The 24,427-nt window shown below is 63.6% G+C and carries 25 protein-coding genes, 1 other RNA gene and 2 pseudogenes; 19 read left to right on the top strand and 9 right to left on the bottom strand.

The genetic code is table 11. The features are described 5' to 3' along the window. Positions 1-2: 2 nt before the first annotated feature. Together DH10_RS27710 and ssrA are read right to left on the bottom strand one after the other, a co-directional pair. On the bottom strand, positions 3-596 hold the full coding sequence (locus DH10_RS27710; RefSeq protein WP_192245549.1) for an AAA family ATPase: 594 nt from the start codon (positions 594-596) through the stop codon (positions 3-5). Positions 597-685: 89 nt separating this feature from the next. After that, positions 686-1,046, bottom strand: a transfer-messenger RNA (tmRNA) gene (gene ssrA, locus DH10_RS27705). 168 nt (positions 1,047-1,214) lie between these two features. On the opposite strand from ssrA, the gene DH10_RS27700 reads away from it, so the two are divergent. Further along, on the top strand, positions 1,215-1,526 hold the full coding sequence (locus tag DH10_RS27700; RefSeq protein WP_192245547.1) for a DUF2853 family protein: 312 nt from the start codon (positions 1,215-1,217) through the stop codon (positions 1,524-1,526). A gap of 142 nt (positions 1,527-1,668) precedes the next feature. Continuing rightward, positions 1,669-2,463, top strand: coding sequence for a thymidylate synthase (locus DH10_RS27695; protein ID WP_192245545.1), 795 nt, complete (start codon positions 1,669-1,671; stop codon positions 2,461-2,463). Positions 2,464-2,505: 42 nt separating this feature from the next. Here the strand turns inward: DH10_RS27695 and DH10_RS27690 are convergent, their stop codons facing one another. Then, positions 2,506-2,715 (bottom strand): TOBE domain-containing protein, encoded by a 210-nt coding sequence (locus DH10_RS27690; protein WP_192245543.1) that lies wholly within the window; start codon positions 2,713-2,715, stop codon positions 2,506-2,508. A 166-nt stretch (positions 2,716-2,881) separates the two neighbouring features. Here DH10_RS27690 and modA point away from each other — a divergent pair, with 166 nt between their 5' ends. The 4 genes from modA to DH10_RS27670 all read left to right on the top strand — a co-directional run bounded on the left by modA (position 2,882) and on the right by DH10_RS27670 (position 5,936). Beyond that, on the top strand, positions 2,882-3,676 hold the full coding sequence (gene modA, locus DH10_RS27685) for a molybdate ABC transporter substrate-binding protein (protein WP_192245541.1): 795 nt from the start codon (positions 2,882-2,884) through the stop codon (positions 3,674-3,676). 19 nt (positions 3,677-3,695) lie between these two features. Then, positions 3,696-4,400, top strand: coding sequence for a molybdate ABC transporter permease subunit (gene modB / locus DH10_RS27680; RefSeq protein WP_192245539.1), 705 nt, complete (start codon positions 3,696-3,698; stop codon positions 4,398-4,400). Beyond that, positions 4,397-5,509, top strand: a complete 1,113-nt coding sequence (modC, locus tag DH10_RS27675) for a molybdenum ABC transporter ATP-binding protein (protein ID WP_192245537.1) — start codon at positions 4,397-4,399, stop codon at positions 5,507-5,509. The genes modB and modC overlap by 4 nt, the downstream gene beginning before the upstream one ends. An 85-nt stretch (positions 5,510-5,594) precedes the next feature. Beyond that, positions 5,595-5,936, top strand: a complete 342-nt coding sequence (locus DH10_RS27670) for a winged helix-turn-helix domain-containing protein (protein ID WP_066990897.1) — start codon at positions 5,595-5,597, stop codon at positions 5,934-5,936. A gap of 108 nt (positions 5,937-6,044) precedes the next feature. On the opposite strand, the gene cobF is transcribed toward DH10_RS27670, so the two are convergent. Beyond that, entirely contained in the window at positions 6,045-6,809 is a 765-nt protein-coding gene (gene cobF / locus DH10_RS27665) for a precorrin-6A synthase (deacetylating) (protein ID WP_192245535.1), read from the bottom strand. A gap of 187 nt (positions 6,810-6,996) precedes the next feature. Here cobF and DH10_RS27660 point away from each other — a divergent pair, with 187 nt between their 5' ends. The 6 genes and pseudogenes from DH10_RS27660 to DH10_RS27635 all read left to right on the top strand — a co-directional run bounded on the left by DH10_RS27660 (position 6,997) and on the right by DH10_RS27635 (position 12,695). Then, positions 6,997-8,010 (top strand): DUF4424 domain-containing protein, encoded by a 1,014-nt coding sequence (locus tag DH10_RS27660; RefSeq protein ID WP_192245605.1) that lies wholly within the window; start codon positions 6,997-6,999, stop codon positions 8,008-8,010. Beyond that, the gene (locus DH10_RS27655; protein WP_192245533.1) at positions 8,010-8,528 is read left to right on the top strand and encodes a dihydrofolate reductase; all 519 of its coding nucleotides are present in this window, start codon (positions 8,010-8,012) and stop codon (positions 8,526-8,528) included. Before DH10_RS27660 ends, DH10_RS27655 begins: the two co-directional genes overlap by 1 nt. Positions 8,529-8,774: 246 nt before the next feature. After that, positions 8,775-9,872, top strand: coding sequence for an FtsH protease activity modulator HflK (gene hflK / locus DH10_RS27650; RefSeq protein ID WP_192245531.1), 1,098 nt, complete (start codon positions 8,775-8,777; stop codon positions 9,870-9,872). Further along, complete coding sequence (hflC, locus tag DH10_RS27645) at positions 9,872-10,864, top strand: protease modulator HflC (protein WP_192245529.1); 993 nt, start codon at positions 9,872-9,874, stop codon at positions 10,862-10,864. Before hflK ends, hflC begins: the two co-directional genes overlap by 1 nt. A gap of 6 nt (positions 10,865-10,870) precedes the next feature. Further along, a pseudogene (locus tag DH10_RS27640) lies at positions 10,871-11,034 on the top strand (DUF2065 domain-containing protein). Positions 11,035-11,180: 146 nt separating this feature from the next. Next, the gene (locus tag DH10_RS27635; RefSeq protein WP_192245527.1) at positions 11,181-12,695 is read left to right on the top strand and encodes a DegQ family serine endoprotease; all 1,515 of its coding nucleotides are present in this window, start codon (positions 11,181-11,183) and stop codon (positions 12,693-12,695) included. A 44-nt stretch (positions 12,696-12,739) separates the two neighbouring features. Here the strand turns inward: DH10_RS27635 and DH10_RS27630 are convergent, their stop codons facing one another. Both DH10_RS27630 and serB read right to left on the bottom strand, forming a co-directional pair. Then, on the bottom strand, positions 12,740-13,312 hold the full coding sequence (locus DH10_RS27630) for a GNAT family N-acetyltransferase (RefSeq protein ID WP_192245525.1): 573 nt from the start codon (positions 13,310-13,312) through the stop codon (positions 12,740-12,742). Beyond that, positions 13,309-14,196, bottom strand: coding sequence for a phosphoserine phosphatase SerB (gene serB / locus DH10_RS27625; RefSeq protein WP_192245522.1), 888 nt, complete (start codon positions 14,194-14,196; stop codon positions 13,309-13,311). The genes DH10_RS27630 and serB overlap by 4 nt, the downstream gene beginning before the upstream one ends. Between serB and miaA the strand changes: the two genes are divergently transcribed. Both miaA and DH10_RS27615 read left to right on the top strand, forming a co-directional pair. Then, positions 14,186-15,130: a tRNA (adenosine(37)-N6)-dimethylallyltransferase MiaA gene (gene miaA / locus DH10_RS27620; RefSeq protein ID WP_192245603.1), complete on the top strand. Its 945-nt coding sequence runs from the start codon at positions 14,186-14,188 to the stop codon at positions 15,128-15,130. The genes serB and miaA overlap by 11 nt on opposite strands. A 127-nt stretch (positions 15,131-15,257) precedes the next feature. Further along, complete coding sequence (locus DH10_RS27615; protein WP_192245520.1) at positions 15,258-16,049, top strand: GGDEF domain-containing protein; 792 nt, start codon at positions 15,258-15,260, stop codon at positions 16,047-16,049. A 220-nt stretch (positions 16,050-16,269) separates the two neighbouring features. Here the strand turns inward: DH10_RS27615 and DH10_RS27610 are convergent, their stop codons facing one another. Then, the gene (locus DH10_RS27610; RefSeq protein WP_192245518.1) at positions 16,270-18,099 is read right to left on the bottom strand and encodes an ATP-binding protein; all 1,830 of its coding nucleotides are present in this window, start codon (positions 18,097-18,099) and stop codon (positions 16,270-16,272) included. Positions 18,100-18,250: 151 nt separating this feature from the next. Between DH10_RS27610 and DH10_RS27605 the strand changes: the two genes are divergently transcribed. The 3 genes and pseudogenes from DH10_RS27605 (at position 18,251) to DH10_RS27595 (ending at position 19,708) form a co-directional block, all read left to right on the top strand. Continuing rightward, on the top strand, positions 18,251-18,817 hold the full coding sequence (locus DH10_RS27605) for a helix-turn-helix domain-containing protein (protein ID WP_192245516.1): 567 nt from the start codon (positions 18,251-18,253) through the stop codon (positions 18,815-18,817). 4 nt (positions 18,818-18,821) lie between these two features. After that, positions 18,822-19,131: pseudogene (locus DH10_RS27600) on the top strand (hypothetical protein). Positions 19,132-19,168: 37 nt separating this feature from the next. Further along, a complete protein-coding gene (locus tag DH10_RS27595) occupies positions 19,169-19,708 on the top strand; it encodes a GNAT family N-acetyltransferase (RefSeq protein ID WP_192245514.1) in 540 nt (179 codons plus the stop codon). Here DH10_RS27595 and DH10_RS27590 read toward each other — a convergent pair. After that, positions 19,700-20,584 carry a LysR family transcriptional regulator gene (locus DH10_RS27590; protein WP_192245512.1) on the bottom strand — a complete coding sequence of 295 codons (885 nt, stop codon included), beginning with the start codon at positions 20,582-20,584 and terminating at the stop codon, positions 19,700-19,702. The genes DH10_RS27595 and DH10_RS27590 overlap by 9 nt on opposite strands. 112 nt (positions 20,585-20,696) lie before the next feature. On the opposite strand from DH10_RS27590, the gene tmpA reads away from it, so the two are divergent. Next, positions 20,697-21,848, top strand: a complete 1,152-nt coding sequence (gene tmpA / locus DH10_RS27585) for a 2-trimethylaminoethylphosphonate dioxygenase (protein WP_192245510.1) — start codon at positions 20,697-20,699, stop codon at positions 21,846-21,848. Then, the gene (tmpB, locus tag DH10_RS27580) at positions 21,845-22,435 is read left to right on the top strand and encodes a (R)-1-hydroxy-2-trimethylaminoethylphosphonate oxygenase (protein ID WP_192245508.1); all 591 of its coding nucleotides are present in this window, start codon (positions 21,845-21,847) and stop codon (positions 22,433-22,435) included. The genes tmpA and tmpB overlap by 4 nt, the downstream gene beginning before the upstream one ends. Positions 22,436-22,483: 48 nt before the next feature. Here the strand turns inward: tmpB and DH10_RS27575 are convergent, their stop codons facing one another. Further along, positions 22,484-24,292: an NAD(P)/FAD-dependent oxidoreductase gene (locus DH10_RS27575; RefSeq protein ID WP_192245506.1), complete on the bottom strand. Its 1,809-nt coding sequence runs from the start codon at positions 24,290-24,292 to the stop codon at positions 22,484-22,486. Positions 24,293-24,427 lie beyond the last annotated feature (135 nt).

Below are 24,427 nucleotides of genomic sequence, written 5' to 3'. Positions count from 1 at the left end.
ACTCACGAAAGATCGGAAAAGGCCGGGCTTGCCCGGCTTTTTCCGTGTCCGCAACAATCCGTCGCGTCGAGGACGAAGCGCACACGCTCCTCGACCGACGTAAGGGGCAAGGGCACAAGGTTGTAGCCGAGTTCGGCGTAGGCCTCGGCCACCGATTGGAAGGTGCGCTCGGCTTCGTCGAGTGTCTGTTTCCTCTCCTCGTCCTGAGTGAAGATCTTCGGCCATGGCGGCGCGATGAAGACGCGGCGGGCATAGCGGAATTTGGCCGCCGCGTTTTTGATGCGGTCAGGCACCGGCAGGCTGCAGAGCCTGAGATAGCCGATCACGTCCGGCACGCCGCGATCAAAGAAAACGGGGCCGGGCTTAGCATGCGCGGCGCGCCAGGAGCGCAGCTCCCATGACAGCATCAGCTCGGCAAAGAGCGCCTGGTCCTGCCACGGAAGGGCAGGGCCGCCGATCGCCATCTGATCGCGGATGACGCGTCCCGCCTCGGGCGCCGTCGCGAAGCCCATGGCCTTCAGCGCTTCGATGAGCGTGGTCTTGCCGGAGCCGGGACCGCCGGTCAGCACGAAGAATCGATCGGAGTCGTTTTGCATGACTTGTCCATGGATGATGGACGGCAAGGCAGGACGACGCATGCGCGCCGGACCTTGGCCGTTCAGTGGGAAAGAAGAAAAGGGGAGAAGGTGGAGGTTTCTGTTGCCAGGTACCTCCGAACCCCGCCTAGAAGTGCGAACCCCTAGGGCTTGATTTGAAGCGTTCGCACTGCATTAAGCAGCGAGACGAGCTTCCGCATAGTTGTCGTTGGCAACTATAAGTTTAGCCCGATGACGGTGGTACAATGCCGGGCAAAAGTACGATCTTTACACCTTCGTCGATCCTATTTCGCCCCCAGCAAAAGCCGCTCCGTCATCCAGAGCAGTTTTTGGTGGAGGCGCCGGGTACCGCCCCCGGGTCCGAACGGCTTATTTCATCGCCTGTTTATCGCCATAGTCGGTCAAGCCGACGAAGTGAATATAGGGACCGATCATGGAAAATGAAAGGCCAAACCGGCACTTGTCCCCGGTGCCAAACTCGACAGCCAAGGGTTGACTTGCGCGCTTACTCAATCGAAGCTCCGCCGGCGATGAGGAATCTCTGACCTAGCGCACAAGTTGCGCGGCGCGCCACAAGCCTCATCGATCGGATCCGTGGCGCCGACGAGGGGAATTTCGATGGCCGACTATCTTGCGGATGTGAAGAAGTACGATGCCGGCGCCAGCGCCGACGCCGTCGAGAAGATCGTCAAGCATCTGGGCATCGCGCTCAGGAACCGCGATTCCTCGCTGGTCTCCTGCACGGACCCGAAGGAGCTCGAGCGCGTCCGGGAGAATTGGGCCGGCAAGAAGCTCGGCGTCGCGGACGCCAAGAAGGCAGACGCCTCGATTGAGAAGGTCTGCAAGGCGATGGCCGCCGACAACACCAAGAGCCGCGTTACCTTCTATTACCTGGTCGCCAAGGATCTGGGCAAACTGGGTTCCCTCTGAGGCACAGCCGTCGGCAGCCGGCTCCGCATCGTGCCGGCCCGCGGACTTTCTGGCGCACGATCCATATCTGTGACGGGTTTGCGGTGTTCGACCGACGGCCAGTCGGCTATGATCGCATGTCACCCGAATCGAGGCGAATCCTATGCGCCAATATCTCGACCTATTGAAGCACGTGCTGGAAAACGGCGCCAACCGGGGCGACCGCACCGGCACCGGCACGCGCTCGGTGTTCGGCTACCAGATGCGCTTCGACCTTTCGCGCGGCTTCCCGGTCACCACCACCAAGAAGCTGCATCTGAAGTCGATCATCCACGAGCTGCTGTGGTTCCTGGCGGGCGACACCAACATCAAATATCTCAACGACAACGGCGTCACCATCTGGGACGAATGGGCCGACGAGAACGGCGATCTCGGCCCTGTCTACGGCAAGCAGTGGCGCTCGTGGCCGGACGGGCATGGCGGCGAGATCGACCAGATTGCTGGCCTTCTCAAGGAGATACGCAAGAATCCCAATTCGCGACGGCTGATCGTTTCGACCTGGAACCCGGCCGAAGTGGAAGCGATGGCGCTGCCGCCCTGCCACTGCCTGTTCCAGTTCTACGTCTCGGAGGGCCGGCTCTCTTGCCAGCTCTACCAGCGCTCGGGCGATATCTTCCTCGGCGTGCCGTTCAACATCGCGTCCTATGCGTTGCTGACGCTGATGGTGGCACAGGTGACCGGTCTGAAGCCCGGCGACTTCGTCCACACGCTCGGCGACGCGCATCTTTATTCGAACCATTTCGAGCAGGCGCGCGAGCAGCTGCGGCGCACGCCGAAGCCGCTGCCGACGATGTGGATCAACCCGGACGTGAAGGACCTTTTTGCCTTCCGCTTCGAGGATTTCCGCCTCGAAAACTATTTCGCCGATGCCAGCATCAAGGCGCCGATCGCGGTCTGATACCAGGCGCTCCCGGCGCTTGGATGGTGAAACGCAGTTCTGTCAGTCGATGCCGACCACGACGTCGGACGCCTTGATCACCGCATAGGCCTGCTTGCCTTTTTCGAGCTGCAGGTCGGCGACGGCCTCGTTGGTGATCGAAGCGGTGACGATCGCCCCGCCGCCGATGTCGATCCTGACATGCGAGGTGGTCGCGCCCTTGATGATCTCGACGACCTTGCCCTTGAGGATGTTGCGGGCGCTGATCTTCATCTGCCTCTCCTTGGCCTGCGCTGTATCGGATAGGCTTCATCGTAGGCTGGGAGGACCCAGCTATACAATGGTGCTGAAGGTAAAAAGCCTTCCCTTGTTATGTTCATCCGGATATATCGATCGAAGGCATTAGGCAGAACGAATTTTCAAGACAGGGAGAGGTTTCATGACGGGCAAGGGTTTTGGATTGAAGGCGGTCGCGGTCAGCGGGCTGACGGCGCTCTTGATCGCGGCCGTGCCGACGGCTCGCGCCGACGACAAGGTGGTCGTGTTCGCTGCGGCGAGCCTCAAGGACGCGCTCGATGCGGTCAACAAGGCCTGCGAGCCTGAAGTTGGCGAAGCGGCGACCATTTCCTATGCGGCAAGCTCGGCGCTCGCCAAGCAGATCGAGGGCGGTGCGCCGGCAGACGTTTTCGTCTCGGCCGATCTCGACTGGATGAAATATCTTTCCGACAAGAAGCTGACCAAGACGGACACCGAAGTGAAGCTGCTCGGCAACCAGATCGTGCTGGTGGCGCCGAGGGATTCCAAGGTCGAAGCCAAGGTGGAAAAGGGTTTCGATCTCGCCAAGCTTATCGGCGATGGCAGGCTCGCAATCGGCGACGTCAAGGCGGTGCCGGCCGGCAAATACGGCAAGGCGGCGCTGGAATCGCTGGGCGTCTGGTCCTCCGTCGAAGGCAAGGTCGCGCAGGCCGAGAATGTCCGCGCCGCGCTGAAGCTGGTGTCGACTGGCGAGGCCGTCCTCGGCATCGTCTACGCTACCGACGCGCATGCCGAGAAGGGCGTGAAGGTCGTCGGAACCTTCCCCGAGGATTCGCACCCGCCGATCATCTACCCGATTGCCCAGACGGCGGATTCGAAGGACAAGGATACGGCTGCCTTCCTGAAGTGCGTCGAGTCGGCCAAGGCCGCCGCGCTCTTCAAGGAACAGGGTTTTACGGTGCTCGCGCCGAGCAACTGAGAGAGACCTTACACCGCATATGAACTGGCTGCTGGACCTCACTCCCGATGAATGGAATGCGGTCCGGCTGTCGATCAAGGTGGCGACGGTGGCGATGATCGCAAGCCTGCCGCCGGGCATCCTGATCGCGCTGGTGCTGGCCCGGGGGCAGTTCTGGGGCAAGACCCTGCTCAACGGATTGGTGCATCTGCCGCTGATCCTGCCGCCGGTGGTGACCGGCTATCTGCTCCTGCTTACCTTCGGCAGGCGTGGACCTGCCGGCTCTTTCCTGGTCGAACATTTCGGCATCGTCTTTTCGTTCCGCTGGACGGGCGCGGCGCTCGCTTGCGGCGTCATGGGTTTTCCGCTGATGGTACGAGCGATCCGGCTGTCGATCGAGGCGGTCGACCGCAAGATGGAGGCCGCGGCCGGCACGCTCGGCGCCAATCCGCTCTGGGTGTTCGCCACCATCACTCTGCCGTTGATCCTGCCCGGGCTGATCGCCGGCGCGATCCTCTCCTTCGCCAAGGCAATGGGCGAGTTCGGCGCCACCATCACCTTCGTCTCCAACATCCCCAACGAGACGCAGACGCTGCCCTCGGCGATCTACACCTTCACGCAGGTGCCGGGCGGTGATGCGGGCGCGCTGAGACTGACGCTGATTTCGATCGTCATCTCCATGGTCGCGCTGGTGGCCTCCGAGGTCCTTGCGCGGCGGATCGGCCGGCGGATGGACATCGAATGACGCTCTCGGTCGACATCAATCATCGCCTCGGCGATTTCGCCATCGAAGCGAATTTCGAAAGCGCCGGCCGGCTGACGGCGCTGTTCGGGCCTTCGGGTTCGGGCAAGTCGACGCTGATCAACCTGATGGCCGGACTGATCCGGCCGCAAAAAGGGCGGATTGCGATCGACGGCCGCGTGCTGGTCGACACCGCCGCCAGCGTGTTCGTGCCGATGCACAAGCGGCGGATCGGCATGGTGTTCCAGGACGCGCGGCTCTTCCCGCATATGAGCGTCGCCGGCAATCTGCGCTATGGCCGCTGGTTTACGCCGGCTACCGAACGCTACGCCAATATCGACGCCGTGGTCGACCTGCTCGGCATCGGTCCTCTGCTCGACCGGCGGCCGGCGAGATTGTCAGGTGGCGAAAAGCAGCGCGTGGCGATCGGGCGTGCGCTGCTTGCCAGCCCGAAACTGCTGTTGATGGACGAGCCGCTTGCCTCGCTCGACGAGGCGCGCAAGGCCGAGATCCTGCCCTATATCGAGCGGCTGCGTGACGAGACGAAGATCCCGATCGTCTATGTCAGTCATTCCGTCGCCGAAGTGGCGCGGCTGGCGAGTGACGTGGTGGTGCTCTCGCAAGGCAAGGTCGCGGCTTTCGGCCCGACCGAGGCGATCATGCAGCGGCTCGACCTTTTGCCGGCGGAGGAGCGCGGCGAGGGCGGCGCGGTGCTCGACACCAGGGTGCTGCGTCACGACGAGGCTTTCGGCATGACTGTGCTCGGCTCGCCGGCCGGCGATATCCGCGTGCCACGCCTCCCACGGCCGGCGGGGGCTCTGGTGCGGCTCCGCATCCGCGCTCGCGACGTCATGATCGCGACTGAACGGCCGGCGGGCCTCAGCGCGCTCAACATATTGGCGGGAACGATCGCCGCAGTCAGGCCGGGCGTCGGCCCGACGGTGGAGATCGCCATCGACTGCAACGGCGCAATCGTCCTGGCGCGCATCACCGAACAGTCGAAACACACCCTTCGCCTCGCGCTCGGCCGCAAGGTCTTCGCGGTGATCAAGACGGTGAGCTTCGACAGTGCGACGACCGCGCCCGGATTGCCGGTAGAGGCCGACGGTTGACGAAAGGGCAATATCGCTATGTTGGTTTGGAATAGCGATATGGCGGCGGAGGGGGTAATCTCGACGTGATCGCGGAGGACAAGAGATGCCATCGCTGAGCCTGCGGATAAATCTCGATCCCGACGGACGAATTGGTCCGGGTAAGATCGAGTTGCTGGAACAGATCGCCGCTTTCGGTTCGATCTCGGCCGCGGCGCGCGGCATGGAGATGTCGTACAAGCATGCCTGGGATCTTGTCGAGGACATGAACCGGGTGTTCGGCAAGCCGCTCGTTGCGGCGCAGACCGGTGGCCGGAAAGGCGGCGGCGCGCAATTGACCGCGGTAGGCCTCGCCGTCGTCAGTCGCTTCAGGGCCATAGAGCGCGCCGCCGCTTCCGCGGCCGCGGTGCATATGCAGGCTTTGCAAGCGGAGATCGACGCCGGGTAGGCAGTAGGCAGTAGGCTGTGATGTCCTAGAGTTGTTGCTCGACGCGCACGAAATCGACAACTTCCGATCGAACTAATGGCCCACTGCCTATTCCCTACTGCCTATTTCCTACTCCCCTGGCTTCCTCAGCAGGTAGGTGTCCATGATCCAGCCTTTTTTCCGCCTGGCTTCCTCGCGGACCTTCTCGATCTCGGCGCCTACATCGCCGAGCCGGCCGGAGAGGATGATCTCGTCCGGCGTGCCGAGATAGGCGCCCCATTGGATGAAGACATCCTGATCGGCCAGCGTGTTGAAGGCGCATTTGCCGTCGAGCATGACAACCGTGCTTCCGGCGTTTGCCGGCAGCCCTTCTTCAGTCAGCCTGCGTCCGGTGGTGACCAGGATCGAATCGCCAATGCGGTTGAGCGCTGTCGCGTGGCTCGCGGCCAGCGCCTGGATCGCGGTGATGCCCGGAATGACCTCGAGCTCGAAACCGACATTGCCTCTGCGGCACACGCGCTCCAGGATGCGCAGCGCGCTGTCATAGAGCGAAGGATCGCCCCAGATCAGGAAGGCGCCGCAGCCATCCTCGGCAAGCTCGTCGCGGATCAGCCGCTCATAGATCTCGGCGATCGCCTCGTGCCAGTCGTCGACCGTCACGCGATAGGACGATGCCGGCTCGGCGCGAACCGGCACGTCGAACTCGACGCGGCGCGATTGCGGGTTGGTGACGAAGCGGTCGCAGATCTGCCGGCGAAGTTCGGCGAGATCGTTCTTGCTCGCGCCCTTGTCGGGAATGAACAGCACGTCGGCGCGGTTCAGGCCGTTGATGGCCTGGACCGTCATGTGATCGGGATTGCCGGCGCCGATGCCGATGACGAGAAGGTTGCGCATGAGCGCTTCTCCTGCCCGATCGGACGGCCGGTGTCCAGACGGCTTGGGCAACCAGAACGTAAAGGCCTTTGAAGCGGGCAACAGCAGTCCATCGTTTGGCAGAAACGCTGAACTGCTCTAGCTACTTTTCGTGGAATTGCTCTAGATGAAAGCGCATACCGGGGTGATCCCGGTCGAGAGGGGATTCATGTTCCGCACCATCCTCACCGCAGCGTTGGCGTTTTTGGCCGCACCGGCCTTCGCCAACGATTCCGTCGCCGAACTGGGTACCGGCGGCCTGATCCTGTCGCGCAGCGACGCCGTCGCCATGGAAAGCGAGAACCTTTTCATCTCGCCTGAGAAGGTGACCGTCGACTACGTCTTCCGCAACAACACCGACAAGGACGTCAGCGCCATCGTTGCCTTCCCGATGCCGGACATCGAGGGCGATCCAAACGAGATGCCGGCGCTCCCGGAAGCGCAGAGCGACAATTTCCTAGGCTTCGAGGTGACGATCGACGGCGTCGACGCGAAGCCGCAGCTCGAACAGAAGGCGTTTGCGCTGGGCATCGACATCACGGCCGACCTCAAGGCGCAGAACGTGCCGCTCTATCCGTTCGGCGATGCGGCCAAGGCGGCTCTGGCGAAACTGCCTAAGGATGTCGCCGAGGATTGGGAAAACCGCGGCATCATTATCGAGGACACTGCCGATGACGGGTCGGGCATGCAAACCGCCTACGCGCCGTTCTGGCAATTGCGCTCGACTTATTGGTGGCGCTCGACCTTCCCGGCCAACAAGGAAGTCCATGTCTCGCACCGCTATAAGCCCAGCGTCGGCGGCACGTCATCGGTCAGCTTCTATTACGACGGCAAGTTCCAGGGGCAGTACGACACCTACAAGACCCGCTACTGCATCGACGGCGCGTTCGAGAACGCGGTGCGCAAGGCAGCGAAGGAAAATCCCGACGGCTATCCGAAATATTTCGAGAGCCGCATCGCTTACATCCTCACCACGGGCGGAAACTGGGCGTCGGGCAGCATCGGCAATTTCAAGCTAACCATCGACAAGGGTAGCCCCAAGAATCTGGTTTCGTTCTGCGGCGACAACGTCCGCAAGGTTGGCCCGACGACATTCGAGATGACGGCCAAGGATTTTTATCCTGAGCACGATATCAACATCCTGCTGCTCGAGCCGTCGGACAATGGCGGGAACGGCGGCTGATGGATATCGCGATCTACGTCGCCATTGCCGAGAACGGCGTGATCGGACGCGAAGGCGGGCTGCCGTGGCGGCTTTCCAGCGATCTGAAGCGCTTCAAGGCCGACACGATGGGCAAGCCGATCATCATGGGCCGCAAGACTTATGAGGGCATCGGCCGGCCGCTGCCCGGCAGGCTCAACATCGTGGTGACGCGCGCCAGAGACTGGCGCGCCGAGGGCATCGAAGTCGCCCATTCGCTCGACGAGGCGATTACGCTGGCCAAGGTGCGCGGCCGCTGCATGGCGGGCGCCGAGGAGATCTGCGTGGTCGGCGGCGGCGAGATCTATGCCCAGGCCTTGCCGCTCGCCGATCGTCTCCATGTCACCCATGTGCTGGCCGCGGTCGATGGCGACGCTCATTTTCCGCCGATCGACCCGGCGATCTGGCGGATCGTGCGTTCCGAGGATTTCCCGGCGGGCGAAAAGGACAGCCACGCGACGCGCTATACCGTCTATGAGCGTCGCGGCGACGGCCAGTGACGAGGACAAAGGGTCGCTGCCGGCCCAAATCGGACGGCGCGGGCGGCAGACCGCGTTGAAAGCGCGTCACGGCGTCCCTATAGAAGAACGACAGTACAGCGCCGCGCGTCCAACCGGACCCGCAAAAGGCCGCTGTAAAACTTTGATTTGGCGCATGATTCCTTTCCGAAAACCGGTACCGGTTTTCGGGGTCATGCGCTAGGATTGCGCCGCAAGGCCCGAGGGAACCGAAGCGAAAGGACATTCATGCCCTGGAACGACAAGAGCGGTGGCGGCGGCCCATGGGGCGGCGGCGGCAATCAGGGGCCCTGGGGGCAGGGACCGAAAGGCCCGAGCGGCCCGCCGGGTTCGCCTCCCGATCTCGAGGACATTATCCGCCGCGGCCAGGACAGGCTGCGGCGCGCTCTTCCGGGCGGCGGCGGCGCCAGCCCGGCGGTCCTCGGGCTGATCGCGCTCGCTCTGGTCGTGCTTTGGGCCTTCAAGGCAATCTATACCGTGCAGCCTGACGAGGTTGCGGTCGAATTGCGCTTCGGCAAGCCGAAGACGGAGCTTTCGCAGCCCGGCCTGCATTTCCACTGGTGGCCGATCGAAACGGTCGAGACGGCCAAGATTTCCGAGCAGCTTGTCAGCATCGGCGGCGGATCGAGCAGCGGTTCCGGGCTGATGCTCTCCGGCGACCAGAACATCGTCAACGTGCAGTTCTCGGTCGCCTATCAGGTTTCCGATCCAAGGGCCTACCTCTTCGATGTCTCCGATCCCGATGGCATGCTGACGCAAGTGGCCGAAAGCGCCATGCGCGAGGTCGTCGGCCGGCGCCCGGCGCAGGATATTTTCCGCGACGATCGCCAGGGTATCGCCACTTCGGTGCGTGAGATCATCCAGAACACGCTCGACGGCTACAAGACGGGCCTCCAGGTCAACGCGATCTCCATCGAGGATGCAGCACCGCCACGCGAGGTCGCCGATGCCTTCGATGAGGTGCAGCGCGCCGAGCAGGACGAGGACAAGTTCGTCGAGCAGGCCAACCAGTATTCCAACCAGAAGCTCGGCCAAGCGCGCGGCCAGGCGGCTCAGGTCCGCGAGGATGCCGCCGCTTACAAGAACCGCGTCGTGCAGGAAGCCGAAGGTGAGGCGCAGCGCTTCATCTCCGTCTACAACGAATATGCCAAGGCGCCCGACGTCACGCGCAAGCGCCTTTATCTGGAAACGATGGAGAGGATCCTGAAGGACTCGAACAAGGTCGTCGTCGAGCAGGGCAACGGCCAGGGTGTGCTTCCCTATCTGCCGTTGCCTGCACTGCAGCCGAAGGCGCCGCCGGCGCCGGCGCTGGGAGGTAACCAGTGATGGCCAACCGTCTTCCCATCATCGCCGTCATCGCGGCCGTTCTCCTGTTCCTCCTCTATTCCTCGGTCTTCGTGGTCAGTGCGGGCCAGCAAGCGATCGTGCTGAGATTCGGTGAGATCATCGACGTCAAGAGTGAGCCGGGCGTCTACTTCAAGGCACCGTTCGCCTTCTTCGACGCCGATAGCGTGCAAATGGTCGAGAAGAGAGTGATGCGCTTCGACCTCGACAACATCCGGGTCCAGGTCTCCGGCGGCAAGTTCTACGAGGTCGACGCATTCATCGCCTACCGCATCTCGGATCCGCGCACCTTCCGAGCGGCCGTGTCCGGACAGGTGGAACTCGCCGAAGCTCGGTTGAGGACGCGCCTCGATGCGGCGCTCCGCCGCGTCTACGGTCTGCGCGACTTCGAGGCGGCACTTTCCGAAGAACGTGGTGTCATGATGCGTGAGGTGCGTGACCAGCTCCGTCCGGATGCGACGTCGCTCGGCCTCGACATCGAGGATGTGCGCATCCGCCGGACTGATCTGACCGCGGAAGTATCGCAGCAGACCTACGACCGCATGAAGGCCGAACGCCTGGCGGAAGCCGAGCGGCTGAGAGCGCGCGGCAACGAGGCGGCGCAACGCATCAAGGCCAGGGCCGACCGCGAGGTCGTCGAGATCATCGCCGAGGCGCAGAAGGAATCGGAAATCCTGCGTGGCGAGGGCGAGGCGCAGCGCAGCGCGACCTTTGCTGACGCCTACAAGCGGGACCCGGCCTTCTTCGATTTCTACCGCTCGATGAATGCCTATGGTGCCGCGTTGGACAATACCGGAACGACGATGGTGCTGTCGCCCGAGTCCGAGTTCTTCCGTTACTTCCGCGATCCGGACAGCAAGCCCGCCCCCGGACCGGCAACGCAACTGGGGGCACCGCAACCGGCGCCTGCGGCACCTGCCGCGCCTGCGACGGCACCTGCCGCGCCTGCGACACAACCCAGCACCGCCCAGTAGCGGGCGGTGCAGGATTTCCTTGCGGCAATCGGCCTGGTCCTCGTCATCGAGGGGCTGGTCTATGGCGGGTTTCCAGCTCTGGCCTGGCGACGCCTGAGAATGTGCTGCGGATCGGCGGACTGGTTGCGATCGCCGTCGGCGTCGGGATCGTCTGGTTGGTCCGTGGCTGATGAAATTCCATGGTGCCGAAGTGATTGACGATTTATCTTCCGCCGATAGCTATAGCCGCAAACGTGCCTTATTTCTTGCCAACATGAATTGGACAGGCGCCTTTGCGGATGCGCTTTTCCTTTTCTAAAAACGCCGGGAGGCCACGATGATATCCGACACCCTGTTGCGCGCGGCGCGGCGCACGCTTTTCGCCGGCGCCACCGCATTCGTCGTCGGCATGGTTGCCGTCCCGTCTTTCGTCACGCCCACGATCGCTTCCGACGGGCCGCCTTCCGTCGCCGATCTCGCCGAACGCCTGCTCGGCGCGGTGGTCAACATCTCGACCTCGCAAACGGTGAAAGGCACGGAAGGGCCGGGCGCAGTTCCGATGCCGCAACTCCCCGAAGGTTCGCCCTTCCAGGATTTCTTCGACGACTTCTTCAAGAACCGTGGCGGCGACAAGGGCGGCGGCGGGCAGAAGGTGCAGTCGCTGGGCTCCGGCTTCGTCGTCGACGCCGAGCAGGGCATAGTGGTGACCAACAACCACGTGATCGCCGATGCCGACGACATCGAGGTCAATTTCTCCGACGGCGTGACGCTGAAGGCGACGCTTGTCGGCACCGATACAAAGACCGACGTCGCGGTGCTGAAGGTCGATCCGAAGGGCCACAAGCTGACGGCGGTGAAATTCGGCGATTCCACCAAGATGCGCGTCGGCGACTGGGTGATGGCGATCGGCAACCCGTTCGGCCTTGGCGGCACGGTCACGGTCGGCATCATCTCGGCGCGCAACCGCGACATCAATTCCGGCCCCTATGACGACTTCATCCAGACGGACGCCGCCATCAACCGCGGCAATTCCGGCGGCCCGCTGTTCAACGCCGAAGGCGAGGTCATCGGCATCAACACGGCGATCATCTCGCCGTCCGGCGGCTCGATCGGCATCGGCTTCTCCATTCCCTCGCAGCTTGCGGCGGGCGTCGTCGACCAGCTTCGCCAGTTCGGCGAAACGCGGCGCGGCTGGCTTGGCGTGCGCATCCAGCCGGTGACGGACGACATCGCCGAGAGCCTCGGCATGGCGACGGCCAAGGGCGCGCTGGTGGCCGGCGTCATCAAGGGCGGTCCGGTCGACAATGGTTCGGTGCAGGCTGGCGACGTCATCATCAAGTTCGACGGCAAGGACATCCACGAGATGCGCGACCTGCCGCGCGTGGTCGCGGAAAGCCCGGTCGGCAAGGCGGTCGACGTCGTGATCGTGCGCAAGGGCGTCGAGCAGACGGTGAAGGTGACGCTCGGCCGGCTCGAGGACGGCGAGAAGCTGGCCAGCGGCGAGAACGGCAATACCGACCAGGACAAGGGCGACAAGGCGGCTCCGGTGTCCACGGCTTCGGTGCTCGGCATGACCGTCGGCGAGCTCAACGACCAGACGCGGCAGAAGTTCGGCATCGCGGCCGATGTGTCGGGCGTGGTCATCACCGACGTCGCCAAGGATTCGGCGGCCGCCGAGCGCGGCATCCAGCCCGGCGAGGTGATCACCGAGATCGCGCAGGAATCGGTCGGAACGCCGAAGGACGTCATGGACCGGATCGGCGCCCTGAAGGAACAGGGCCGCAAGAACGCGCTGCTGATGCTGGCCTCGAAGACCGGCGAGCTGCGCTTCGTGACGATCCGGATGGATTGAGTCCGGAAAACGTCCAACCAACTGGGCTCCAACAAAAAGGGCGGCTAGCGAGCCGCCCTTTTCCGTGCCTGCCAGTCGCCTCGCGACAGCCTGTAGAGGACGTGCCGCTTAAGATGAGGGAGGCTGTCCGGCACGGCAGGATGATCGAAGTCGCTGGCCGGATCGACGCGCATGCCGAGCCGTTTCATGACGGCGACGGAGCGGTGGTTTTCAGCGACGGCGAAGGAAACGATTTCGCCCAGCTCCAGCGTTTCGAACCCGTAAGCGAGCCAGGCTTCGGCCGCCTCGGTTACATAGCCGTTGCCCCAGAATTCCGGCGCCAACCGCCACCCGATCTCGATCGTGCCGGCCGGCAGGACGTCCACATCCTCCGTTCCGGACAATCCGACAAAGCCGATGCACTCGCCCGTGGCGGCAATCTCGGCCGCGGCGAAGCCGTAACCGTCTTCATCGATCCAGGTGCGGACCTCGTCCATCTTGGCATCGGCGGCGGCGCGGTCGCGGCGGAATGGGAAGAACTCCATCACGCGCTCGTCGGAGTTGATGCGGTGGAAGAGCGCCCGGTCGCGCTCCTCCCAGTTGCGCAGGATGAGGCGATCGGTGCGCATCGGCTTCATTGCACGAATTCCTCCTGGCGATAGCCTTGGAGGTAGAGCAGCGCTGTGAGGTCGCCATGATCGATGCGGATCCTTGCCTGCTCCGCCACCGCTGGCTTGGCGTGCAGGGCCACTCCAGTGCCTGCCAGGCGGATCATGTCGAGGTCGTTGGCGCCGTCGCCCACAGCAATCGCGTCGGCCGTCGACAGGCCAAGCCTTGCCGCAATGTCGAGCAGCGCCTCGGCCTTGGCGGCGCGGCCGAGGATCGGTTCGGCCACCGTCCCGGTGAACCTGCCGTCGGCCTCGATCAGTCGGTTGGCGCGGTTCTCCTGGAAGCCGAGCAGCGCGGCGATGCGGCTGGTGAAGACGTCGAAGCCGCCGGAGACGAGTGCCGTCCAGGCGCCGCCGGCGCGCATCGTCTGCACCAGCGCGCGGCCGCCGGCGGCCAGCGTCAGCCGCTTGGCGATGATGCGGTCGACCACTGCCGTGTCGAGGCCCTTCAGCAAGGCGACGCGCTCGCGCAAGGCGGGCTCGAACGCGATCTCTCCATTCATCGACCGCGCCGTGATCGCGGCGACATGTTGCTTGACGCCGATCTCGTCGGCGAGCTCGTCGATGCATTCCTGGTCGATCATGGTCGAATCCATATCGGCAAGCAGGATCTTTTTCTTCCTGCCTTCGGCCGGCTGGACAACGATGTCGACCGGTTCGGAGGCCAATGCCGCGCGCAGATTGGCCGTCAATACGCCGATGTCGGGCGTCTCCGGCAGAACCAGATCGCAGGCGACATCTTCCGCCAGCCAGTGAAGGGCGCTTGCGCCGGCTGCACGCGAGGCCATATTCGCAAGTGAGGCCGACACTGCGCGGTCTTTGGGACGGGATACAAGCGTGGCGATCAGCGGCATCGAAAATTCCGGCAGACGGGCGGGCGAAGGCCGCGTGAAGAACGCGATCCTGATAGCTGGGCCGACCGCCAGCGGCAAGTCGGCGCTGGCGCTCGATCTTGCCGAACGCCAGGGCGGCGTCATCGTCAACGCCGATTCCATGCAGGGCTATTCGGTACTCGACGTGCTGACGGCGCGCCCAAGCGCGGCCGAAATGGCACGCGTGCCGCATTTCCTCTACGGCCATGTGCATCCTTCGACAGCCTACTCCACCGGCGCTTGGCTGCGCGACGTCACCCGGCTGATCGAGGAAGACGCTTTGTCCGGGCGGCCCGCCGTCTTCGTCGGCGGCACCGGGCTCTATTTCCGCGCTTTAGCCGAAGGCATCTCGGACATGCCCGACATTCCGCCATCGGTGCGCGAGCGCTGGCGCTACGAGCTCAAGGAACAAGGGGCCGAACGGCTGCATCGCATTTTGATGCGTGAAGACTCCGCCGTCGCCATGCATCTCAGGCCGACCGACGGCCAGCGCATCGTGCGGGCGCTGGAGGTGCTCGACGCGTCGGGGCGGTCGATCCTTGACTGGCAGGCGGCGCGCGGCCAGCCGCTTATCGACCGCGACAGCGCGCGCTTCCTGGTGATCGAGCCGGATCGCGGCGAGCTCGTGGCGCGCATCGAGGCGCGATTCGACCAGATGATCGACAAAGGTGCGCTCGACGAGGTCAGGCAGTTGATGGCGCTCGATCTTGCTCCGAACCTGCCGGCGATGAAAGCGATCGGGGTTCGAGAGCTGCAGGCCGCGTTGGCCGGGGAGATGAGCTTTCCCGAAGCGATCGAGCGCGCCAAGATCGCCACGCGCCAATATGCCAAGCGTCAGACGACCTGGTTCAGGCACCAGCTGGGACCGGAGTGGCAAAGGCTCCGCCCGGGTGGGGAATCGTCAATCCCGGACTGATGGATTTTGCGATTTCAATCAGAGGCTTGGAATCTTCGATGGAGCTTCCCGCCACGGTTGTCCGGGTTAACCGTCCGTAAGGCTGGGCATGCCATAACGACGATGGGTCGCAGTACCGCGGGGAGTTATGCGTTTTCACAAGGCGGAATCCGCATTTTTCGTCTTTATTTTCGTGATCCTGGCTGCCGGCCTGGTGACCTTCCACGCCTATGGCCAATTGCAGGACATTGCGACTGATCTCGACACCGCGTCGCGTCTCGACAGGATCATCTATCTCAACAAATTGCTGTTCGTGACCGGCGCGCTGCTGGCCGCCGCCTTGTTCTTCGGGACCTTCTTCATCTACCCGCTGATCCGCGGCCAGGTGAGGGAAGAAGGCAAGCTGCGCGCCATGACGGTATCACTGAGCGCCCGTTCGCAAACGCTCGAGCACGCGGCGCTCACCGATGGCCTGACCGGCATGCAGAACCGCCGCTACTTCGACGACGCGCTAAGGGAATATCTCGACGAGTTCGGCCGCATCGACAAGCCGGTGGGCCTGATGATCCTCGACCTCGATCACTTCAAGCAGGTCAACGACACGCATGGTCATGATGTCGGCGACGAAGTTCTGCGGGCCGTCGCGCAATGCGTGCGCGGCATGACGCGCTATCACGACGTGGTGGCGAGGCTTGGCGGCGAGGAGTTTGCCGTGGTCACGCCAAACATGGACGCGGAACTGCTCGCCCGGTTCGCCGAGCGAATCCGCAAGGCGATCGCCAACATGTCGATCCTGTCGGGCAATGTGCGGCTGAAGGTCACCACCAGCGTCGGCCTTGCCGTCTGGGACCGCAAGGAGAGCGCCGACGACTTCTATCGCCGCGCGGACCGGCAGCTCTACGAGGCGAAGAAGCAGGGCCGCAACCGCGTCTGCGCCTAAAATTCCGTCACTAAATTCGTGATGCTGGCCGCCTGGAGCCGCTTTCTGCGCTTCCGGTGCTCACGGACTTTTTGTCCGCTCCGCTCCGGTTCTCGAAAGCAACTCCAGTCGACTCGGCCTGACGAATTTCCTGACGGAATTTACCCATGCCTGCCGGTGAAACGGAGCCTGGAAGCCTTACAGTGGCACTGTTATCGGTCGGCGAAAGGCTGCCGCAGGCTCAGTCGTTCTGCTGGCGCATGCCGAAGGTCGAGGGCTTCAGGCCGTAGCGCAGGTCGAAATCGTCGTCCGGCTGCACGCGCGGCGCGGATGGCTTGCGGTAGTCGGGATCACCGGCCTGGCGGCCGGCATCGACGGCCTCGGCGAACGCTATCGACTGCTGCGGTTTCGGCACGTTGCGCAGCCGCTCGACAATTCCTGCGAGATCGACATCGTCGCCAGCTTCCGCGGGCAGGGTCTGCTCGCGCTTGGCCGTTCCCGGTATGAATTCGCGGGACAATTTCTCGAATTTGAGCCGCATGGTCGTCGCCACGCCTTCACCGAAGGCGATGGCTTCGCGCTGGCCCATGGAGGACAGGAACGCCAGCGTCGAGGCCGAGGAATCGGCGATCGCCGAGCGGATGATCGCCTGGTCCTGCTCGTTGGCGAGCCGCATGGCGAAGAAGGTCGAGCATTGTGACAGGATGGTCGGATCGAGCTCACCCGGACGCTGGGTGACGACGCCGAGGTAGCAGCCATATTTGCGGCCTTCCTTGGCGATGCGCGACAAAGCGTGCCTGGTCGGCGCGAAGCCGAGGCGCGGATCGGCGGGCATGTAGCGATGCGCCTCCTCGCATAGCAAAAGCAGCCGCAGCCGGCCCTCGCTCCAGAGCGCAAGGTCGAAGGCGAGACGCGCCAGTACCGAGCAGACGGAGTTGACGACCTCGGACGGCATGCCCGCCATCTCGAAACAGGTTACCGGACGCCCGTGGTTCGGCACGCGGAAGATGTTGCCGACGGTCTCGTGTATGGTGTCCTCGATCAGCCGCGAATTGAACATGAAACGGTAGCGCGGATCGGCCGCGGCCGATTCGATGCGCGTCCTCAGCGACTTCAGTGTCGGCCGATCGTTCTTGCTTTCCAGGAGACCCATTCGCTCGTCGATCTGCTTGAGGAGATCGGCGATGCGGTAAGGCACCGGCGTGTCCGCCGTCAGCGCATCGCTGCCGCGCCTGATATACGAGCCGGAACTCGGGTTGCGGTAGAGGTTCTTGGCGGCCGGGATGAGGTCGCGCAGGACGTCGACTTCCTCCGGCACGGTCTCGCGCCCGCGAAACAGAACCTCGGCGAATTCCTCCAGCCTGAACATCCAGAACGGCAGGTCGAGCGTCTTGGAATCGACCTTCACGCAATGTTCCGGAAGCGAGGCGGCAAACTCATTGTGTGGGTCGAGGATCAGCACGCGCAGATCGGGCCGGGCCTCGATCGACTTACGCAAAAGCAGCGAGACAGCCGTGGATTTGCCGACGCCGGTCGTGCCGACAACGGCGAAATGGCGCGCCAGCGTGTCGTCGATGGCGATGTTGGCGTCGATCGCCTCGTCCTGGGACAGCGTGCCGATGGTGATCGAATGGCGGCCGGCGAGATCGTAGACGGCCTGCAGGTCGCGGCTGCGGATGCGATGGGCAACGGCGCCGATATGCGGATAGGTGGTGATGCCGCGGTCGAAGACCGGCTTGGCGCCAGACTCGGCGCCGTCGCGCACCTCGCCGATCAGTTCGATGCTGACCTCGATCGCATTCTGGCCCTCGCTGCTCCAGGCGCGGTCAGACTTGCCGATCGCATAGACAAGGCCAACGGTGCGCGTCGAGCCGAGGTTGATGGAAATCATCTTGCCGACGGTCCACAGGCCGGTGACCGTGCCTTCGGCATCCTCGGCATAGGCGCTGATGGTGGCGCGCGCGCCGTCGCATTGCACGACATTGCCCAGAATGCGCTTGTCGCTTTGCTGGGCGTCGCGGCGCTCCTGCGAGGTCGGTTCCCCAACGGAGGCTTCGCGTTCAACAAACATCGGTGACCTGTCCCATTCCCCTCGAGGTCAAACCTATCCAATCGGGGTTAAAGTCGCGTGAGGTCGGATGGTGTAGGGCCTGTTAAGGTAGTCGCGAAAATTCGATCGAATAGCCACTTTCGCTATGGTTAGTTTTCGATATATTGGACGAATGGCTGATATATCGAATGACATCACATCCACCATCGGCAGGCGGATACGCTCCGAGCGGGATTTGCGAGGATGGTCGCTGGCCGAGCTGGCCGAGCGGTCGGTTGTTTCCAAGGCGATGCTGAGCGCCTTGGAGCGCGGCATGACAAGCCCGACCGCGGCGCTTTTGGTGCGCATAGCGTCGGCTTTCGGCATGACGCTGTCGACGCTGATTGCCCGCGCCGAAATGCAGGGCGGCGGGGTCTGCCGCAAGGATGAGCAGCCGGTCTGGCAGGATCCGGCGACGGGTTATGTGAGACGGCACCTGTCGCCGGCGACGCAAATGCCGCTCGAACTGATCCGGGTCAGTTTGCCGGCAGGCGCCGAGGTCGATTTCCCGGCAGCGTCCTATGCTTTCATCAAGCAGCAGATCTGGCTTATCGGCGGCCGCCTCGACTTCACCGAAGGCGATGTCGTGCACAGGCTCGAGCCGGGCGATTGCCTTGCGCTCGGCGCTCCGTCGGACTGCACGTTCCATGCTCCGGGACCGGAAGCCGCCGAGTATCTGGTGGCGCTGGTCCGGGGCTGATCGCATGGCACGCCGACCGAGACGCTCGCACAATGGCGGGCCGCCTATCGACGATTATGAAGGCCCTCCCTGGGGCAAGGGCGATGCCTACATCTTTCTCGCCTGGCGCGACGCCCACGACAAAGCCTGGAAGGCGCCGAGCCACGGAATCATGCTGATGCGGCTGGAAAGGGCCGAGCGGCTTGGCCTCACCTATGAAGAGTACACGCTCGAGATCCCGGAGCGCGGGCGCCACCTCAGGCGAGGACGACGCCGAGCGCATCGCGGAAATCCGCAGGGCGCGCCGCCGACGACGGAACAGTCATTTCGAATGACGGCGGCCCGACACTTCACCACCTGGAGAGTATGGACATGGACTCCCTTGAAATCATGGCGTTGAACGATGACGCGAAAACCAGCGGGATGCTGGCCGATCTGCTGATCGAGACGGTCGCCACCGGCGGATCGGTGAGCTTCATGCATCCGCTGTCGCCCGACGCGGCCCATGAGTTCTGGCGCAAATCGCTCGCCGCCGCCGCACGGGGAGAAAGGGCGGTGCTGGGCGCATGGGACGGCGAGACGCTTGTCGGCACCGTGACGCTGCTGCTCGACTGCCCGCCCAACCAGCCGCACCGCGCCGAGATCGCCAAGCTGATGACCCGCCTCGACCATCGCGGCAAAGGCATCGCGACGGGTCTGATGCGGGCCGCCGAGGAACTGGCCGTCGAGAAGGGACGCACCTTGCTGGTGTTGGACACAGCAAGCGAGGAGGGAGCTGCCGGCCTTTACGAGAAACTCGGCTTCGCGCTGACCGGCGAGATTCCGGACTATGCACTCAAGCCGCATGGCGGGCTGACCGGCACACTCATCTACTGGAAGCGGATAGGCGCGCCGGTTCAAGCGCTACCCTGAACTCGTGGAGACGCGCGACAAAAGCCAGCGGCGAAAATCCTGCTCGGCGCCGGTCAGCCGCGACGACGACGGCCTTGTCAGGAAGTGGCCCGATGGGCTCGAAAGCTCGAAGTCCGAAAGCCTGACAAGGACGTTGTCCTTGAGGGCGGCGTCGATCAGCGGCCGCGAGCCCAGCAGCGCTCCGGCGCCGGCCTTCGCCGCGTCCATCGCGGCGACGAAACTGTCGAAGCGGTGCGAGCGCCGCGAATGGCCGGCAAGCCCGGCGGCCGCGAACCATTCCGCCCACATCTCGCGCGCGCCCGCCACCAGCAGCAGCGGTAACGACGTCCAATCAGCGTCACTGGCCAGGGGCGGAGCCGCGACTGGGACAAGCCGCTCGACGGTCAGCCGGTCGGCCTCGCGCGCCGGGAAAGATCCGTTGCCAAAGCGTATGTCGAGTGCAGAGCCCGGCTGGTCGTAATCGGCCGGTCGATGGATGGTCACCAGATCGAGCCTGACCCGTGGCAGCGCTTTTGCCAGATCGGCAAGAGCCGGCACGAGCACGAGAAGGGCGAAGGAGATCGGAACGCGGATGCTGACCGTCTGCACGGCGCGGGGCTCAAACAGCTCGCTCGTGCTGTTGCCAATGATCGCGAATGCCGACTGGATGTGTGGCAGATAGGCGGCGCCCTCCGGCGAGAGAGCGACGCCACGTGCCAGGCGTGCGAACAACCGCGTCTTGAGCCGTTCTTCCAGAAAGCGGATGTGCTGGCTGACGGCAGCTTGCGTGAGGCCGAGCTCTGCGGCCGCGGCGGTAAAATTCGACAGGCGCGCTGCCGCCTCGAAACTGCGCAGCCAGTCGAGAGGAGGTATTGTGTCGAAAGTTTTCCTAGCCATCAGAATTTCTACGCCATTGACCGAAAAACGATAATTTGAATTATGCCATTGGCGACGTCAGCATGCAACCGGTACCTGCGGTGGCGGGATCGAAGATGGGAGCTTCATGAACATGCTGACCAGAGCAACGCTGGCCAACGACGGACGAACGATCGAACTCGGCTGGGAGGACGGAACGCACTGCCGCTTCCATGCCATGTGGCTGCGCGACAATGCGCTGGACGACAAGACGCGCAGCGCCGGCAACGGCCAGCGGCTGATCACCATTCTCGACATTCCGGCGGAGGCGCGGATCGGCGCTGCTTCGATCAAGGGCGAAGCGCTGGAAGTCGCGTTCGTCCCGGAAGACAAGACCGTCAGCTTTCCCGCAAGCTGGCTTCGCGCCCATGCATATGACCACCAGGAGGATCGGCAGCCCGGCTGGACAGGTAGCGACATTCAGCGGTGGACCAAGGCCATCATGCAGAATTCGGTGCCGCGCGCGGCCTATGCGGAGGCCAGCCGCGACAGCAATGTTCTGCGGCAATGGCTGGCCGCCGTGCGGACCTACGGCTTCGCCGTCATGGACGGTCTGCCGACCGAATCCGGGGCATTGTGCAAGGTGGCCGATCTCTTCGGCTACATCAGGGAAACCAATTACGGGCGCTGGTTCGAGGTGCGCGCCGAGGTCAATCCGAACAACCTTGCCTATACCAATCTCGGCCTGCAGGCGCATACCGACAATCCCTACCGCGATCCGGTGCCGACGCTGCAGATCCTGGCCTGCATCGAGAATACGGTCGACGGCGGCGAATCCAGCGTCGTCGACGGATTTGCGGTCGCCGCCGCGCTGCAGACGGAAAACCCCGAGGGTTTCCGGCTGCTCTGCTCCTATCCGGCGCGCTTCGAATATGCCGGCTCTTCCGGCGTTCGGCTGCAGTCGAAGCGGCCGATGATCGAGCTCGGACCCGATGGCGAACTCATCTGCATCCGATTCAATAACCGCTCGCTGGCGCCGATCGTCGATGTGCCGTTCGCCGAGATGGACACATACTACGCCGCCTATCGCCGGTTCGCCGAACTGATCGAGGATCCTTCCTTCGAGGTGACCTTCAAGCTCGAGGCGGGGCAGTCCTTCATCGTCGATAACACTCGCGTCATGCATGCGCGCAAGGCGTTTTCCGGCAGCGGCAAGCGCTGGCTGCAGGGCTGCTACGCCGACAAGGATGGCCTGCTTTCGACACTTGCCGCGATCGAGCACGGTTTCAGGGAGGCGGCGGAATGAACCCGCAGGGATTGAACACCGGCAACATCGTCGAGTTCATCGCCGATATCTTCGAGCGCCGCGGGGCGGAATCCTATCTCGGCGAGCCCGTCACCATGTCGGAGCATATGCTTCAGGGCGCGTGGCTTGCCGAACAGGACGGTGCGCCGGAGGAACTGGTGGCCGCGGCGTTGCTGCACGACATCGGCCACTACACCAGCGAGTTCGGCACCTATTCGCCCGACGATGTCGAGGACAAGCACCATGATGAGGCGGGCGGCGAGGTGCTGGCGCCGTTCTTTCCGCCGGTCATCGTCGAATGTGTGCGGCTGCATGTTGCGGCCAAACGCTATCTCTGCGCCACGGATCCGACCTATTTCAGCAAGCTGTCGCCGGCTTCGGTCCACACGCTGTCGCTGCAAGGCGGGCCGATGCGTGCCGAGGAGGTGGCGGAGTTCCGCAGCAATCCGTTTCACGAGGAAGCGGTGCGTGTGCGCATCTGGGACGAAGGCGGCAAGGTCGCCAACATGAGGACGCGGGCCTTTCGCGACTACGTGCCGCTGCTCGAGCGGGTGGTGAAAAAATTCGCGGCCCAAAGGGCGACATAAAACGGATGCCCGGCATAACCGGGCTTCCATTCGACGCGACCTTTTGCATCAAGCCTTGTGGTGCACCTGCTGCAGCCCGTAGACGGGCGTCGGCAGGCCGACCTGCCTGGCCTTCAGTTGCAGCGATAGATACTGCGAATAGTGGCGCGACTGATGCAGATTGCCGCCGTGGAACCACAGCGCTTCCTGCTGCGTCGGCTTCCACATGTTGCGCTGCTCGCCTTCCCACGGGCCGGGATCCTTGGTGGTGTTGGAGCCGAGGCCCCAGACCTTGCCGACCTTGTCCGCCACTTCCTGCGAGATGAGGTCCGCGGCCCAGCCGTTCATCGAGCCGTAGCCGGTGGCATAGATCACAAGATCGGCCGGCAATTCGCTGCCGTCGACGAACTTGACGCCGGTCTCGGTGAGTTCCTGCACCGCAGCACACGGACCGCTCTTCAGCTTGATGGAGCCGTCGATGACGAGGTCGCAGGCGCCGACGTCAATGTAGTAGCCGGAGCCGCGGCGCAGATATTTCATGAACAGACCCGAACCGTCGTCGCCCCAGTCGAGCATGAAGCCGGCCTTTTCCAGATCCTCGTAGAATTTGGCGTCGCGCTCCTTCATCTGTTCGTAGAGCGGAATCTGGAACTCGTGCAGGACGCGGTAGGGCAGGGAGGCGAAGATCATGTCCGCTTTGCGCGTCGTCATGCCGTTCTCGACCGCCTGCTCGGAATACAGGGCGCCGAGGCCGATATCCATCAGCGTGTCGGACTTGACGATATGCGTGGACGAGCGCTGCACCATGGTCACATCCGCGCCTGCTTCCCACAGCGCCGCGCAGATGTCGTGGGCGGAGTTGTTGGAGCCGATGACGACGACCTTCTTGCCGACATATTTGTCCGGGCCGGGATGGGTCGAGGAGTGCTGCTGTTCGCCCTTGAAGATGTCCTGGCCCTTGTATTTCGGCCAGTTCGCCTTGCCGGACATGCCGGTCGCCAGCACCAGCTGCTTCGGCTTCAGCACGATCTCCTTGCCGTCGCGCTCGACGACGACGGTCCATTCCTTGGTCTTCTCGTCGTAAGCGGCGGATTTCGCGGTGGTGGAGCTCCAATAGTTCAGCTCCATCACCTTGGTGTACATTTCCAGCCAGTCGCCGATCTTGTCCTTCGGCGCGAAGACCGGCCAGTTCTTCGGAAAGTCGATGTAGGGCAGGTGATCGTACCAGACCGGATCGTGCAGGCAGAGCGACTTGTAGCGCTTGCGCCAGGAATCGCCCGGGCGCTCGTTCTTCTCGACGATGATGGCCGGCACGCCGAGCTGCTTCAGCCGGGCGCCAAGAGCAATTCCGCCCTGGCCGCCGCCGATGATGACGGCATAGGGTTGCCTTGTATGGCCGAGCTCGGCGATCTCGTCGTCGCGCTCCTCGCGCCATGTCTTGCGGCCCTTGCCGTGGCCGTGCTTGGCGCCGAGCGGGCGGGTGAAGCCCGCCTTCTCCTCATGGCCCTTCAGCTCCGCGATGGTGGTCAGCAGCGTCCAGATCAGGTCGCCCTTGAACCGCACGAGGCCGAAGCCGCGCGCCACACCGGTCTCGAACGTGATCCAGGCGGTGATGATGCCGCCGTCCTCGGTCGCTTCTTCGCCTTCGGCCACCGTCCAGCCGATAGGCTTGGTATTAGCCAGCGTCGCCTGCAGCATGTCGCCGATCTGGTCGCGACCCTCCATCGTTTTCAGGTTCCAGGTGAAGGCGACAAGGTCGCGCCAGTAGCAGTCGGCCTGGAAGCAGTTGACGGCGGCATCGATGTCGCCGGCTTCCAGCGCCTTGCCGAATTTGTCGAGCAGCGCCTGCGCCCTGGTGGTGGGTGTTCTCTCGAGCATTTGTTCTCCTCCACTTGCCAGAGTCCCGAAATGAACTGCAAATGACGTGCCAGCCACCGCGCCAAGGGATAAATCACAATGCAATCAAGTCGTTAGGGAAGTCCCTCGTAACCGGGGCAAAACCGGTGGCGGCCG

It is taken from the genome of Mesorhizobium silamurunense (assembly GCF_014843825.1).
Classification (GTDB): domain Bacteria; phylum Pseudomonadota; class Alphaproteobacteria; order Rhizobiales; family Rhizobiaceae; genus Mesorhizobium; species Mesorhizobium silamurunense.
Note: the sequence above shows the minus strand (reverse complement) of the source record. Positions and strands in the feature narration are given on the sequence as shown.

Excerpts from the sequence above, each read along its gene's own strand:
- DH10_RS27660 (WP_192245605.1), top strand. The coding sequence starts at position 6,997 with ATGTTCCGCACCATCCTCACCGCAGCGTTGGCGTTTTTGGCCGCACCG.
- DH10_RS27610 (WP_192245518.1), bottom strand. The coding sequence starts at position 18,099 with ATGTTTGTTGAACGCGAAGCCTCCGTTGGGGAACCGACCTCGCAGGAG.
- DH10_RS27615 (WP_192245520.1), top strand. The coding sequence starts at position 15,258 with ATGCGTTTTCACAAGGCGGAATCCGCATTTTTCGTCTTTATTTTCGTG.
- DH10_RS27655 (WP_192245533.1), top strand. The coding sequence starts at position 8,010 with ATGGATATCGCGATCTACGTCGCCATTGCCGAGAACGGCGTGATCGGA.
- DH10_RS27595 (WP_192245514.1), top strand. The coding sequence starts at position 19,169 with ATGGACTCCCTTGAAATCATGGCGTTGAACGATGACGCGAAAACCAGC.
- modA (WP_192245541.1), top strand. The coding sequence starts at position 2,882 with ATGACGGGCAAGGGTTTTGGATTGAAGGCGGTCGCGGTCAGCGGGCTG.
- cobF (WP_192245535.1), bottom strand. The coding sequence starts at position 6,809 with ATGCGCAACCTTCTCGTCATCGGCATCGGCGCCGGCAATCCCGATCAC.
- modC (WP_192245537.1), top strand. The coding sequence starts at position 4,397 with ATGACGCTCTCGGTCGACATCAATCATCGCCTCGGCGATTTCGCCATC.
- serB (WP_192245522.1), bottom strand. The coding sequence starts at position 14,196 with ATGCCGCTGATCGCCACGCTTGTATCCCGTCCCAAAGACCGCGCAGTG.
- DH10_RS27590 (WP_192245512.1), bottom strand. The coding sequence starts at position 20,584 with ATGGCTAGGAAAACTTTCGACACAATACCTCCTCTCGACTGGCTGCGC.
- DH10_RS27575 (WP_192245506.1), bottom strand. The coding sequence starts at position 24,292 with ATGCTCGAGAGAACACCCACCACCAGGGCGCAGGCGCTGCTCGACAAA.
- DH10_RS27695 (WP_192245545.1), top strand. The coding sequence starts at position 1,669 with ATGCGCCAATATCTCGACCTATTGAAGCACGTGCTGGAAAACGGCGCC.
- DH10_RS27670 (WP_066990897.1), top strand. The coding sequence starts at position 5,595 with ATGCCATCGCTGAGCCTGCGGATAAATCTCGATCCCGACGGACGAATT.
- DH10_RS27630 (WP_192245525.1), bottom strand. The coding sequence starts at position 13,312 with ATGAAGCCGATGCGCACCGATCGCCTCATCCTGCGCAACTGGGAGGAG.
- DH10_RS27635 (WP_192245527.1), top strand. The coding sequence starts at position 11,181 with ATGATATCCGACACCCTGTTGCGCGCGGCGCGGCGCACGCTTTTCGCC.
- DH10_RS27690 (WP_192245543.1), bottom strand. The coding sequence starts at position 2,715 with ATGAAGATCAGCGCCCGCAACATCCTCAAGGGCAAGGTCGTCGAGATC.
- modB (WP_192245539.1), top strand. The coding sequence starts at position 3,696 with ATGAACTGGCTGCTGGACCTCACTCCCGATGAATGGAATGCGGTCCGG.
- hflC (WP_192245529.1), top strand. The coding sequence starts at position 9,872 with ATGGCCAACCGTCTTCCCATCATCGCCGTCATCGCGGCCGTTCTCCTG.
- hflK (WP_192245531.1), top strand. The coding sequence starts at position 8,775 with ATGCCCTGGAACGACAAGAGCGGTGGCGGCGGCCCATGGGGCGGCGGC.
- DH10_RS27710 (WP_192245549.1), bottom strand. The coding sequence starts at position 596 with ATGCAAAACGACTCCGATCGATTCTTCGTGCTGACCGGCGGTCCCGGC.
- tmpA (WP_192245510.1), top strand. The coding sequence starts at position 20,697 with ATGCTGACCAGAGCAACGCTGGCCAACGACGGACGAACGATCGAACTC.
- tmpB (WP_192245508.1), top strand. The coding sequence starts at position 21,845 with ATGAACCCGCAGGGATTGAACACCGGCAACATCGTCGAGTTCATCGCC.
- DH10_RS27700 (WP_192245547.1), top strand. The coding sequence starts at position 1,215 with ATGGCCGACTATCTTGCGGATGTGAAGAAGTACGATGCCGGCGCCAGC.
- DH10_RS27605 (WP_192245516.1), top strand. The coding sequence starts at position 18,251 with ATGGCTGATATATCGAATGACATCACATCCACCATCGGCAGGCGGATA.